This window comes from Georhizobium sp. MAB10 (assembly GCF_045012825.1).
Classification (GTDB): domain Bacteria; phylum Pseudomonadota; class Alphaproteobacteria; order Rhizobiales; family Rhizobiaceae; genus Georhizobium; species Georhizobium profundi.
On the sequence record NZ_CP118314.1, the window covers coordinates 746,175 to 759,718 of the forward strand.

The 13,544-nt window shown below is 61.5% G+C and carries 10 protein-coding genes; 7 read left to right on the forward strand and 3 right to left on the reverse strand.

Going from position 1 to position 13,544, the window contains the following annotated elements; genetic code table 11:
• Positions 1-37 precede the first annotated feature (37 nt).
• Genes PU133_RS03435 through PU133_RS03445 form a run of 3 tightly spaced genes read right to left on the reverse strand, consistent with a single transcriptional unit; the run spans position 38 to position 4,935 of the window.
• Positions 38-2,224 (reverse strand): acetate--CoA ligase family protein, encoded by a 2,187-nt coding sequence (locus PU133_RS03435; RefSeq protein WP_404863495.1) that lies wholly within the window; start codon positions 2,222-2,224, stop codon positions 38-40.
• An 11-nt stretch (positions 2,225-2,235) separates the two neighbouring features.
• The gene (locus tag PU133_RS03440; RefSeq protein WP_404863496.1) at positions 2,236-3,771 is read right to left on the reverse strand and encodes an acyl-CoA carboxylase subunit beta; all 1,536 of its coding nucleotides are present in this window, start codon (positions 3,769-3,771) and stop codon (positions 2,236-2,238) included.
• Positions 3,772-3,795: 24 nt separating this feature from the next.
• Positions 3,796-4,935: a mandelate racemase/muconate lactonizing enzyme family protein gene (locus tag PU133_RS03445; protein ID WP_404863497.1), complete on the reverse strand. Its 1,140-nt coding sequence runs from the start codon at positions 4,933-4,935 to the stop codon at positions 3,796-3,798.
• An 83-nt stretch (positions 4,936-5,018) separates the two neighbouring features.
• Here PU133_RS03445 and PU133_RS03450 point away from each other — a divergent pair, with 83 nt between their 5' ends.
• The 7 genes from PU133_RS03450 to PU133_RS03480 are packed head-to-tail and all read left to right on the forward strand — an operon-like array spanning position 5,019 to position 13,456.
• Complete coding sequence (locus PU133_RS03450) at positions 5,019-5,993, forward strand: Bug family tripartite tricarboxylate transporter substrate binding protein (RefSeq protein WP_404863498.1); 975 nt, start codon at positions 5,019-5,021, stop codon at positions 5,991-5,993.
• A gap of 31 nt (positions 5,994-6,024) precedes the next feature.
• On the forward strand, positions 6,025-6,519 hold the full coding sequence (locus PU133_RS03455) for a tripartite tricarboxylate transporter TctB family protein (RefSeq protein WP_404863499.1): 495 nt from the start codon (positions 6,025-6,027) through the stop codon (positions 6,517-6,519).
• A gap of 13 nt (positions 6,520-6,532) precedes the next feature.
• Entirely contained in the window at positions 6,533-8,002 is a 1,470-nt protein-coding gene (locus PU133_RS03460; protein WP_404863500.1) for a tripartite tricarboxylate transporter permease, read from the forward strand.
• Positions 8,003-8,040: 38 nt separating this feature from the next.
• Positions 8,041-9,045: a YeiH family protein gene (locus tag PU133_RS03465; RefSeq protein ID WP_404863501.1), complete on the forward strand. Its 1,005-nt coding sequence runs from the start codon at positions 8,041-8,043 to the stop codon at positions 9,043-9,045.
• Between the two features lie 25 nt (positions 9,046-9,070).
• Positions 9,071-9,934 (forward strand): HpcH/HpaI aldolase/citrate lyase family protein, encoded by an 864-nt coding sequence (locus PU133_RS03470; protein WP_404863502.1) that lies wholly within the window; start codon positions 9,071-9,073, stop codon positions 9,932-9,934.
• A 19-nt stretch (positions 9,935-9,953) separates the two neighbouring features.
• Entirely contained in the window at positions 9,954-12,617 is a 2,664-nt protein-coding gene (gene acnA, locus PU133_RS03475) for an aconitate hydratase AcnA (RefSeq protein WP_404863503.1), read from the forward strand.
• A complete protein-coding gene (locus PU133_RS03480) occupies positions 12,614-13,456 on the forward strand; it encodes an alpha/beta fold hydrolase (protein WP_404863504.1) in 843 nt (280 codons plus the stop codon). Before acnA ends, PU133_RS03480 begins: the two co-directional genes overlap by 4 nt.
• The last annotated feature ends 88 nt before the right edge of the window (positions 13,457-13,544 follow it).

Genomic DNA, 13,544 nt, shown 5'->3' on the forward strand with positions numbered 1-13,544 from the left:
CGCCGGCGCATCTACGCCAAGGGCGAGGAGCTTGCCATTAACGAGCGGCGAGACGCCGCTCGAGATGTCCCACGATCGACAGCGCATGGGCCATCGGTGCGATCTCGTCGAAGATCGGCACCCCGATGGCATGGGCCCTGTCCCGGTACTGCCGACGCTTGTCGTCCAGTTCTGCCGAACCGTCGGTTCTTAGCGCCAGCGCGAAATGCGCGACCGACGGCCATCTCGCTTGGGTCTGCTCGACCACCTTGAAGAGATTGCCGACCGGGTCAATGGCGCCGCGGCCGACAAATGCCGCAAGGTTCAAGTGCATGGCAATCGCGTCGGGCCGCGCATGTTCGTACACATGATCGAGAATTTCGCCTGCAATCCAGCCGTCCTGCTCCTGAAGCGTACGTACAGGCGTGTCGATCGGGTTTGCCACGCTCGTGCCGGGAGGCAAGCCCATGGCCTCCAGTCGATCGCGCGCCGTTCCCTCGAATGCAGCGACAGTCAAATCGTGTTTGGCAAAAGCGTCGGTCCCCAGGACGCTCGAGCCTCCGCCATTCCCGAAGAGCACTACGTTCCTAGTCGGCTTTCCAGGACGCAGGTCAAAATACTGAAGTGCGAGAAGCGCGTCGATGAATTCGTCGATGGTGGAGACGAGGGCCACCGGCAACTGCGCCGCCAGTGCGTCCCATGCCTTGTCGTCGCCGGCGAGGGCACCGGTGTGCGACGCGGCGGCGAGGCGGCCCTGGCCCGAACGGCCGCCCTTCAGAACGACGACCGGCTTGATGGACGCGGCATGTTTGAGAACTTCGAAGAAGGCGCGGCCTTCCTTCACGTCCTCCATGTAAAGCCCAATGGCCCGCGTTTGCGGGTCGGCAACATAGTACGAGACCAGCTCGTGCGGCTTCACATCGGCGCTGTTACCGATGGTGACGAGGCCGCTGAACCGCAACCCCCGTGACTGTCCGCGTTTGATGATGTCAGTGGAGAGGCCGCCGGATTGCGATACGACGCCGATCTGGCCGACCTCCTTCGACGCATTGGCTGGAAAAGTGAGGCCTCCGCGCGGCGAATAGGTGCCGAGACAATTAGGACCGAGCACGCGCACGCCGCCCTGCCGTGCTTTCTCAACGAGCTCAGTCTGCAGCGCCTTGCCTTCCTCCAACTCGCCGAAGCCGGACGAGATGACCTGGGCGATGCGGCAACGCCCCCCCGCCGCCGCCAGCACGTCCGGGATACGGCCCGCACCGATGGCAACATAGGCATAGTCGACAGGCTCGGGAGTATCCGCTAGCGTCGGATAGGCCTTGAGGCCCTCGATTTCATCCGCTTTCGGATGGATAGGGTAGATCGCACCTGCATAGCCGAAATCCTTCATCCGCCGAATGAACGTGTTGGCGATGGCGACATCCTTCGTCGAAGCACCAAGAACGGCCACGGTATTCGGCCGGAAGAGCGGCTCGAACACGGTAAGCGGATCATCGGGAGCGGCCATTTCGGCGACCGCCTGATCCGATTGCCGGTCCGTCAGGATGAACCTGGCGTCGACAGCCACCGCGCCGCTTTGGCTGACCAAAATCGGATTGAGATCAAGTTCGCTGATCTCGTCGGCGAGCACGGTGAACAATCCATGTCCCCCACCAACGGCGAGCATTGCGTCCAACAACGCTCCCTCGTCGATCGGCGCTTCGCCGCGCGTTCCTTCGAGAATGGCATAGCCCTTCAGTTCCCGTAGCATCGCTTGGGCTTCCGAACGATCGATTGGACAGATCCGAAAGGAAACGTCCTTCAATATCTCGACGAAGATCCCGCCAAGGCCAACCATAATCATCGGGCCGAACTGGGGATCGCGGAAGCCGCCGATCACGATCTCTCGCCCTGCAGGGGCCATTTCTTCGACAAGCCAACCCTCGATATTCGCCTTGGCGATGGCGGGCAGGTGGGCCATCCGTTGAATGGCTGACGCGACGTCGCCCGGTGACTTCAGTCCGAGAGAAACGCCGCCCGCATCCGACTTGTGCAGGATGTCGGGCGATACGACCTTGACGACCAAGGGTGCCGCCATGCCGTCCGCAACGCGTGCGCCCTCGGCTGCGTCCTTGACGACAGCGGATCTGGGCGTGCGGATGCCCACAGTCTGGAGAAGAGCCTTGCCGGTCGCTTCGTCAAGCGCCGTGCGACCCTCGGCGCGCGCCGTCGTGATAAGCTCGCGGGCTGTCATTGTGTGTGATGTCATAGGTGCTCTCCTCAATAGCTGGTCGGCCATGCGCGCATCAGATGTTGGCCGACGCCGCCAGACCGGCGGCGGGTCTGGATGTCGAGCATGCGGATTAGGTAAGAGCGGGTTTCCTGGGGTTTGATGACATCGTGAGCCGAAAAGATCGTCGCCATGTCCCAGATCTCCAGATCCTGCTGGATCTGACCAAGCGCCTCTTCAAAACCCTCGTCGCCTGCATTGAGGTTGTGGACGATGCTGGTGGCGAAGACCGGGTCCATGAAAGACACTTCCGCGGTCGGCCACGCGATCATCGCATCGTTGTGGGCGCCGCCGCCCATGGCGACGTAGGCGCGCCCATAGGCCTTGCGACAGATGACGGTCACCTGCGGTACCGTCGTCATGCACGTCGCGTTCATGAAATTCATGATCTGGCCGGGGGCGCCGCGTCGCTCGGCATCGGTGCCGACGACGAAGCCGGGGGTGTCCATGAGACGGACGATCGGGATGTTGAAGCTGTCGCAAAGTACCGTGAAATCGATGATCTTGCGGCAGGCTTCCGCCGAGAGGGCTCCACCGCCGACCTGGGGATTGTTGGCGATGATGCCGACGGACTTGCCGGCGAGCCGGGCGAGGGCGACGACCGCCGATTTGCCAAAGCGCGGCTTCAGCTCGAAAATGCTCTCCCGGTCGAAGATCACGTCGATGATCTTCTTCATGCTGTAAACCTGCGTACGCTTTTCCGGCAGCAGGTCCAGAATGCGTTCCTGATCGTCGCCGGACCCTTCGGTCGTCTCGGCAACGGGCGGCGCCTCGCCGTTATGGCTTGGCATATAGGAAAGAAAGCTGCGGATCGCGGCCATCGCCTGTTCATCGGTATCGACGAAGTGATCGATTAGCCCGGTCTGCTCCGCATGCAGCCGCCATCCGCCGAGATCTTCAAGATCGACTTTCTCGCCGATCGCCATCGATACCAGCCTTGGGCTCGACACCGACATGATCGAGCCCTTTTTCATCACCGCAAAATCCGAGCAGCAGCACAGCCAGGCGGATGACCCGAATGATGTATCCAGCGCAGCGGCCGCCCATGGCGTATCGCGCATCCGCCGGAACTGCGTCGTATCGTTGCCGAGCATGGTGCCCATGCCACGTGATCCCATGGCGTCGGGAAGACGGGCACCCGTGGATTCGCCGATATGGACGAAGGGCATGCCCTTTTCCGTGCAGGTCTTCCGGATGTACCCGATCTTTTTGGAGTTGGTCGCGCCGGTCGACGCCCCTTTGGTGGTAAAATCGTTGACGACAACGCCGACGTCGCGTCCGTCGATACGGCCGAAGCCGGTTATCTTGCCGTCGCGCGGCGTCTTTTCGGCTTCCGCCGCCGAGTAGGCGGAACGACCGAGCAGGCCGACTTCCAAGAAGCTGTCCTTGTCGACCAAAGCGTTAAGGCGCTCCTGCGCATTTAGCGCGCCCTCATCGCGTCGCTTCGCGAGCTTGCGTTCGCCCCCCATGGCGCGGGCGGCGATACGCCGCTCGTCGAGTTCGGCTAGCATGGCTTCATGCGCCATTGTCTCTCTCCCTGGTAATGATCGTCAGATCGTGAATTGCTCTTGGCGCACGGTCATCGCTTCGATGCGCGCCATGTCGAGTTCGGGCCGATAGCCAGCTGGAATGTGGATCGCGCCATCTCGAAAGGTCAGGGGATTAAGGAACAGCCGGTCACGAGGTTTGAGAAACCCGTTAAATTCCCCCGCATTGTCGATGGTGCGGCTGGCGACGCATGCTTCGAGCCACGAATGCAACTCGCTACCCAGACCATCGCCGAGCACCGGCTTCATTCCATGCTTGCGCACCGAATCCAGCCCGGCGCGCAGCCGTTCCAAACCGCCGAAGCGCTTCAGCTTCAACTTGCAGTAACCGACGCCATCGATAGCCGCGGCACGCTCGATGTCGCTCATCGTGCAGATGGGCTCGTCGAGCATGAGCGGTATCTCGGAAGCGTCGGCAACGGCGGCGTTGGCTTCCCAGTCATCCGCGTCGCAAGGCTGCTCGAACAGTTCGATCGCCTCCGGATCGAGGCCGGAAACGAAGCGAATTGCGTCGGCCCGATCGAACGCCCGGTTTGCATCCAGCCGCAATGTCGCCTGTCCGTTGACCGCCGCTTGTATGGCGGCGACGCGGCGCAGGTCCGCATCCACATCCTTGCCGACCTTGACCTTGAATGTTTTGAATCCGCGCGCCAGCCAATCGTCGATCTCGCGTGGAATGGCCGCCAGATCGGTCTCGTTGACGGGTGTCAGAAGGGGCAGCTCGACGTCTTTTTCGATGGTCGCAAGCTTGTCGCCCTCGACCACTTCCAGCGCCGTCACGAACGCCGTCGCCGCCACCTTGCTCTTCTCGAAATCCTTGAGAACGAGGGCCTTGGCATCGGCGGTCGACAGGCCGACGGCCTCGCGGCACCAACGATTGAGCAGCGTCCAGCCGCCGTCGCGTGTTTCCGAACTTGACCCCGGCGAAATGTGGCCGTCACCGAAACCACGATTTCCATCGTCATCTTCCACTTCAACCAGGAAAGGCTCGAAGTTTTCGAATGTTCGATAGGACAACCGATAGGGCCGCATCAGCGGCAGATCCAACCAGCGCAGACGTATCTTCTTAATCCCAGTCAAAAATTGAACCCTCCGTTTTCCCTGCTCTTTGAGTGCCTTACGAAGCGCAGCGCCCTCATTCAAATTAGTAGTTGCTCTTGCTACTACGTTAATCTAGGCTTTGCAACGTCGATCACACGCTCTGTGGTCACGTATGGGAGAGAGAAATGAGCAACTGGAGGAATACGGCAGCTATCGTCGGCTGCCTGGGAGCATTGCTGGCTCCTCTAACGGCGCAAGCTCAGGAATATCCGGAAGGCCAAATTCGCTTTTTGCTGCATGTCGAGCCGGGTGGTGCAACGGATGTCATGGGACGCCGCCTTGCTGCTGGCCTTCAGCAGCAGTTGGGCAACACCGTCGTCGTGGAGAACCGTAGTGGCGGAAGCGGCGCGCGGCAGATGGCGCAGCTCGCCCGGGCGGAGCCGGATGGCCTGACGATCGGATCGGTGACCGCATCGCATCTTGGAATGTTCCAGCAGAGCGGCAATTTCAACATCGATTCGGTGGAATGGGCGTGCGGGCTCGTGCTCGATCCCTATCTGATCGCGGTGCCCGCGGAGAGCGAGATCGACAGTCTGTCGGATATGGTGGAGACGGCAAAAGCCAATCCCGGCTCACTGTCCGTGGCTGGCTTCGGCGAGCGTTCCGGCGGCCAGATTGCCTGGTTGATGCTGGAGGACGCCGGTAGCCTGGAAGAGGGAGATATCAACTGGATCCCATATAGCAGCGTTGGCGACGCCGTCGTTGCTGCCCTCGGCGGCCACACGGACATCGTCATCTCCTATACCGGCCTCGTGCGGCAGTATGTCGAAGCAGGCGAGTTGAAGGTGATCGGCGTGATGTCGGACGACCGTGCCGACGTGTTGCCGGACGTGGAAACCTACGCAGAGCAGGGATTGGATGTCGATACGACCTGGCAGCAGTTCCGCGGCGTCATCATGCCTGTCGGCACGCCTCCCGAGATCCAGGAAGCCTTCTGCAGGGCAGTCGATGAAGTGATGAAGACGGAAGAAATGCAGCAGTACATTGCAGATTCCGAACTCATAGCGAACGTCATGCGTCCGGAAGAGTTCAGGTCCTTCGTCGTCACGCAGAACGAGGCGACGATCGAGTGGGCCGAACGCTTGGGCCAAGCGGACTGATCACCCCTTCAGAAGCTCGGGAAAGCTGCTTATGTCAACCGACAAGAATGCGTCGGCGCCCGAAGGTGCCGACGGGCGGACCGACGTTCACTCCATGTCCGCCCTGCCGATCGACCTTTTGGTTTGCTTCTCACTCATCGCCACAGGCTGTTGGTTCGTGGTGTCGGCTACGGCATTGCCGGCGGGACGCTCGGCCATCACGCCGGCAACCTTTCCAACGATTGCCGGTGTGCTGCTGATGGTTCTCAGCCTCTTGCAGGCGGTGATCTCGTTCCGCAAGCGAGCGACCAGCGAGCCCGTCGAGTTCGAGCGGCCCGTGTCGGTGGCCATGGCGATGGTCCTGATGCTGCTCCTTCCGGAAGCGGTGAGTCGAATGGGCTTTTATCCCGTCATCGTCGTCTGGACGCTGGCATTCGGCTGGTTCGCCGGAATGCGCAGCTTTCTGCATTTCGCAATCACCCTGGGGATCATCCTGTTCCTGGCCCGGTTCATCTTCGAGATGATGCTCGGGACCCCGTTGCCGTGAAGAGGCGCGTCGAATGATTGACAATATACTCCTTGCCTTGGAGATGACGCTGACGCTGAAGGTCGTGGCAGCGCTCTGTGCCGGGGTCGTAATTGGCTACTTCGTCGGGGCGCTGCCGGGCCTGACGTCCAGCATCGGCATGGCGTTGCTCATACCCTTCACGTTTGGGCTCGATCCGATCGCTGCGATCGTCATGCTCGTGACGATCTACATGGCCGCCGATTACGCTGGCGGCATACCGGCCATCCTGGTCAATGCGCCCGGCCAGCCGGCTGCCGCCGTGACCGCCTTTGACGGTTTTCCAATGTCCAAGCGGGGGGAGGCGGGCAAGGCGCTCAACCTGTCGATCATGGCATCTGCGGCCGGCGCCCTCACCAGCGGCATCTTTCTCGTCGTATCGGCCCAGGGCATGGCTTCGGCCGCGCTGGCCTTCGGCCCGGCGGAGTATTTCGCCCTTGCCGTCCTTGGTCTCAGCCTCGTCGGCGTCCTCAGCGCCGGTTCCGTCATAAAGGCGTTACTCGGGCTTATGTTCGGCCTTGTCATCATCACGATCGGCATTGATCCGATGGACGGTTCCGAGCGCTTCGTCTTTACGTTCATGCTCATCGACGGCATTCCATTTCTTCCTGCGCTCATCGGTCTCTTCGCACTTTCGGAAGTGTTCGTCATGGTCGAGAACGCTCGGCAGAAGCCACCGGACATCGCGGATGCTCCTTCGCCGCGCGCATCGCTAGGCAGTCTCTGGCCGTTCCGCCGAACCGTGCTTCGCTCATCCATAATCGGCTACGTCGTGGGCGTGATACCGGGCGCGGGCGGATCGATCGCCTCGCTTGTTAGCTACGGCGTCGCGAAGAAGGCATCGAAGGACAGCGCAAGTTTCGGGACCGGCAACCCGGAAGGTGTCGTTGCTTCCGAAGCTGCCAATAATGCGGCCGTCTCAGGCGCCCTCGCACCGCTTCTCTCCCTAGGTGTTCCGGGATCGGCCAGCGCGGCCGTGCTGATCGGTGGCTTGACGATCCAGGGCCTGCAACCGGGACCTCTGCTTTTCCGCGATTCTCCGGAAGTTCCCTATTCGATATTCGTTGGGCTGTTTCTCGGCCTTCCTATCATGGTGCTTGTCGGCCTTCTCGGCGTTCGTCTCTGGGTCAAGATTACCACCATTCCGCAGCCGGTCATCGCGACAACGGTAGCGAGCATCTGCATGCTCGGTGCCTATGCAGCAGCAAATGACACGTTCGAGATGATTGTCACCGCTGTCTTCGGTGTCATCGGCTATGTCTTCCGCAAGGCTGGCATCCATCCTGCTCCCATCGTCCTCGCCCTTGTCCTGGGTGATCTCATGGAGTCGAATCTTCGCCGGGCATTGGTGATGGGCGGAGACAGCGTCATGTTCATTCTCACCAAGCCGATCGCCATCGCCTTGCTGCTGTGCGCCCTGGCCGTGCTCCTCTCGCCGCTGTTGAGCCGCAGGGTCAAGGCATAGGTGTCGAAGATGGATGTCAGGCCGGGCCGGGCTGCGGCATGATGGAACTCGCCGCAAATCGCTTCACAAGCATCTGGCAGCGTGGCTCGGTCGTCATGCCGGGAGCACTCGTCGCGTTCATCGTCGCCGCCGCCGCTCTGTTTTTGAGCGAGCACTACGGCGGTCCCGCGATGCTGTTTGCCTTGTTGCTCGGCATGGCCCTGCATTTTCTGGCAACGCACGAACAGTGCAAGCCGGGGATCGAGTTCACGGCGCGGCGTCTTTTGAGGATCGGTGTGGCGCTGCTCGGTGCCCGCATCACCGTCGACCAGATCTTTGCGCTGGGAGCGGGGCCGCTCATCCTCGTCGCGTCCTGCATGGCACTGACCATCTTCGCGGGATTGGCGTTGGCCCGTTTCTTCGGTCGCGACTGGACATTCGGGATTTTGACCGGCGGCGCCGTCGCCATCTGCGGTGCCTCTGCCGCGCTGGCCATATCGGCGGTGCTGCCGCGCCGACCGGGCCACGAGCAGAACACGCTCTTTACCGTCGTCGCCGTCACGAGCCTTTCGACCATTGCGATGATCGCCTATCCGATTCTCTTTTCCGCCCTGGGTTTCGACGACACGCAGATCGGAATTCTCATCGGTGCGACGATCCATGACGTCGCACAGGTCGTCGGCGCGGGATACGCGGTTTCGGACCTTGCCGGCGATACCGCCACCTATGTCAAACTGCTGCGGGTGGCGCTGCTTCCGGTGATCGTGATCGGCCTGTCGCTGCTGGCCATGCCAAAGGGCGATCGTGGTGCCGCACCCTGGCCGATGTTCGCATTAGCGTTCGTGCTCATACTCGTCGTCAACAGCGTCGGACTGATCCCCCCGCTGCTTCGCGAGGTACTCAATGGAGCATCGCAATGGCTACTGATTGCCGCGATCGCCGCGCTCGGAATCAAGACGTCGCTACAGGCGATGTTCTCGCTGGGAGGCGGCCATCTCGCCATTGTCGTCTTCGAGACGTTGCTGATTGCCGGACTGGCCATGACGCTGATCGTCTTCTTGTGAAACTGAACGGAAGGACCGTTTCCACATGCCAATTCGCCCCCGCCGCAGTGTGCTTTACATGCCCGCATCGAATGCGCGGGCTCTGGAGAAGGCGCGTTCTCTCGATGCAGACGCCGTCATATTCGATCTGGAGGATGCCGTGGCGCCGGACGCCAAGGAGATGGCGCGCGGCCACGCGGTCGACGCGGCGAACAGGGGCGGCTATGGCCGGCGGGAAGTGGTTGTCCGCATCAATGCGCTGTCCAGCGAATGGGGAAGCGCGGATTTGGCTGCTGTTGCGCAATCGGCGGCGGACGCGGTACTCGTGCCCAAGGTGTCCTGCGCGGCCAACCTCGCCGAAATCCAGAATGGACTGGGCAAGGACGCCCCTCAGGCGATCTGGGCCATGATGGAAACACCGCAGGCCATCCTGCGGGCGGGCGACATCGCGGCTTCCAAATTCGACGTCGCACCGTCTTTTTCTGTCATGGTGCTCGGCACGAACGATCTTGCCAAGGAGACGCGAGCGGCCCTTGCGCCCGGCCGTTTGGCATATCTTCCCTGGCTGATGCAGGTGGTGGCTGCTGCGCGCAGCGCCGGCCTCGACGTGATCGACGGCGTTTTCAACGATTTTCAGGAGATCGATCGCTTCCGGGCCGAATGCATGCAGGGCCGCGAATTCGGCATGGACGGCAAGACGCTTATCCATCCCAAGCAGATCGAACCGGCCAATGAGGCATTCTCGCCATTGCCGGACGAACTGGAATGGGCGCGCAAGGTCTGCGCTGTTTTCGACGACTCTGCGAATAGGGACGTGGGCGTAGCCCAGGTCGACGGGCGCATGGTGGAGCGGCTTCATGCCGACATGGCGCGCCGGGTGCTTTTGCTTGCGGACGCTATAAACGCCTGAACATTGAACCGGAGTCCCGATGATGACAGGCGCAGCCAATCCGCAATTTCTCAGGAAACTCCTCGGCTTCGAGGATCTGGAATTCCTTTCCCTGGACGCGGCCGAGCAGGGCGGGTTGACGAGCCTTCGAGGCCTGCCGCGTGCGCTTCGCGTACTGGCTGAGGATATCCTGTTCCGGCTCGACGCGGACGCCGCTGAAGTTCAGATCGCCGCGCTTCGCAATCGCGATCAATCGACGCCCGTCACCTTCGCCCCGAGCCGGGCGCTGCTGCAGGATTTCATGGGAATCCCGCTGATGACCGACATGGCGTCGATGCGTGACCAGCTCCACGAAGAAGGCATCGATCCCGAAAAGCTCAATCCCGTGATACCCGTCGATTTCGTCGTCGACCACTCGTTGACCGTCATGCACGCCGGGTCCGACAACGCCCTCGCATTGAACCGCCGTGTCGAGATGGAACGCAATCTGGAGCGATTCCGCTTCATCAAATGGTGCCAATCGAGCTTCCGGAATTTCCGCGTCATTCCTCCCGGCCGCGGCATCATGCACCAGGTCAATCTCGAATGGTTGAGTACTGTCGTCCGGGTGATGGATGTGGACGGCCGGAAAATTGCGCGACCCGACACAATGATCGGCACCGACAGCCATACCACCATGGTCAATGCGCTCGGCGTGCTGGGTTGGGGCGTCGGCGGGCTGGAAGCGGAAATGGTCATGCTGGGCATGCCGATCGTGATGCCTCCTCCGCCGGTCATCGGAATCGAGCTTTCCGGCCGGATGCGACGGGGAGCCACGGCGACCGATCTTGTCCTGCACATGACGGAGATGCTGCGCGGTATAGGTGTCGTCGGCGCATTCGTCGAGTTCTTCGGACCCGGCGTCGCCGGCCTGCCACTGGCCGACCGCGCGACCATCGCGAACATGTCGCCCGAATTCGGTGCGACCTGCAGCTATTTTCCGATCGACCGTGCCACGATCGACTATCTCGCGATGACCGGCCGCAAGAAGGCGCATCTTGAGCTCGTCGAAGCCTATGCAAAGGAGCAAGGCATATGGCAAACGGCAAAGGGCGACGCCGCGCCGGCGCATTTTGATGCAATCCACATTTTCGACCTCGACAAGGTCGAGCCAAGCATGGCCGGACCCGTTCGGCCCGACGAAAGGGTCCGGCTTTCGAGCGTGCCAATGTCGTTCGAGAAAAGGATGCAGCAACTCGACTTGGATCCCACCGCCAAAGATGATGCAACACCCCGCCTGGGGCATGGCGCCGTCGTCATCGCGGCGATCACAAGCTGCACGAACACATCCAATCCCGCCGTCATGATGGCGGCCGGACTGCTGGCGCGCAACGCCGCCCGCAAGGGCATGAAACCGAAGGCGTGGGTCAAGACATCGCTGTCGCCCGGATCTCGGGTCGTGACGGACTATCTCACGGCGGCAGGCCTGACGGACTATCTGGACGCGCTCGGCTTCCAGAATGTCGGATATGGCTGCGCCACCTGCAATGGAAACTCCGGGCCACTCGCCCGGGATATTTCGGAAGCGATCGTCGAGGAAAACCTCTGCACCGTCGCGGTGCTTTCCGGCAACCGCAATTTTGAGGGCCGCATTCATCCGGAGATCAAGGCCGCTTATCTGGCTTCGCCCCCGCTCGTCATCGTAGCTGCGCTGGCCGGCACGGTGCTGCGCGACTTCGGCGAAGAGCCGATTGGCGAGGATGGTAATGGAGACGCGGTGCATCTGGCCGATATCTGGCCGAGCGAGCAGGAGATTGCCGGTCACGTCGCGCGCTTCGTGACCAGCGACCGTTTTGCGCAGGTCTACGAGAAGGGTATGGAGACGACGCAAGCATGGTCGCATCTGGAGGCGCCGGACACAGCGCTTTTTCCGTGGGACGAAGGTAGCCTCTTCATCCGCCGTTCGCCATTTGCAGGTTTCGGGAAAGAGGTGACGGGTATCCTTGAAGGCTGTAAGCCTCTGCTCGTTCTGGGAGACGCGGTGACCACCGATCACATATCGCCCAACGGCGCCATTCGTCCGGAAAGTCCGGCCGGTCGATATCTCATCGAACAGGGCACTGCGCCAGGCCGACTCGGTAATTTCGGCGCAAGACGCGGCAATCCGGACGTGTGTTTGCGCGGCATGTTCGACAACTCCCTTCTGGAGAACGAACTCCTCGCCGGAGAGCGGGGCAACCGCACGATCAGGCTTGAAGCCGGACGTGTTGAAACGTCGAGCGTCTTCGATGCGGCGATGCGTTACCAAGAGGAGCAGACCCCCCTCCTGATCGTGGCCGGCCGAAACTACGGCGCGGGGTCCTCACGAGACTGGGCCGCCAAGGGACTGCGCCTGCTCGGGGTGGTTGCCGTTCTGGCGGAGAGCTTCGAGCGCATCCACCGTACGAACCTCGTCGGCATGGGTATCCTGCCGCTGACGTTCGCCGATGGTGCTGATCGGACCGTTCTCGACCTGTCGGCCGCAGATTGCGTCGACATCCGCCTGCGCACAGGGCAGCTCGTTCCACAAGCAGAGGTCGACATAGAGGTCAGGCGCCCCGACGGAGAACGCAGACGGGTGACTGCAACTTTGCAACTCTTCTCCAATGATGAGGTCATCATGCTGGGCGAGGGGGGAATGCTGCCGTCCATCGTCCAAGGCTTTACCAACCGCCAAGCGGCATGAGCCTCGCGCTTCCCCACGCGGCAAAGGTGCTGGAGCGCGATGCGCTACGGGTCGTTTCAAGGTCTGGCACGGTCTGGCGCCAATGGGGAGAGGGAGCGCCGCTCGTGCTTCTGCACGGCGGGGCTGGTTCCTGGCTGCACTGGGTGCGCAATATCGCTGCGCTCATGGCTTCGTACCGTGTACTCGTTCCTGACATGCCCGGCTTTGGGGAATCATCCGCCGCAGATCCCGCCGACGATCCCCGTGCCATAGCCAGCCGCCTGATCGATGACCTGAACTCTGACCTCGGCGTCAAGGATGCCATCAAGCTCGTCGGATTTTCATTTGGAGGGCTGGTCGCGGGACTAATTGCCGAGCAGGAGCCGCAACGGATCGATCGTCTGGTCCTTGTCGGACCGAGCGGGCTCGGTCTTCCGACCTCCAAGCGCCTTCCCTTGATGAGTTGGCGCCGAACGGTCAGCGAAGGCGCGCGGCGCGCGGCCCATGCACACAATCTCCGCGTCTTGATGTTGGCCGATGGAAAGGCCATCGACGACGCGACTGTAACCATTCAGGCGTACAATGCGGAGTGCGCCCGCCTCAATAGCCGCCCCATCTCAAATCGGCCTTTTCTCTTGGGGGCATTGACCAATGCCTCGGTTCCTATTTCTGGCATATGGGGCGCTCAGGATGCCATTCTGGACGATGATTTAGAAAAGCGCTTCGCAATAGTGCGACTGGCCGATCCGAATTCCTCGATCACTTCAATTCCGCACGCCGGCCACTGGGTGCAATACGAGAAAGCCGAGACGTTTAACTCCCTCGTGCTTGAACTATTGCAAAACGGCGATCAGCATTAAGGCCGCTTTGCCCTTCGGGTGATGGATTGCAATGTACCGCAAAATCGTTGTTTCTTTAAACCATTTTGCATATCAGCGACTGTTCGCG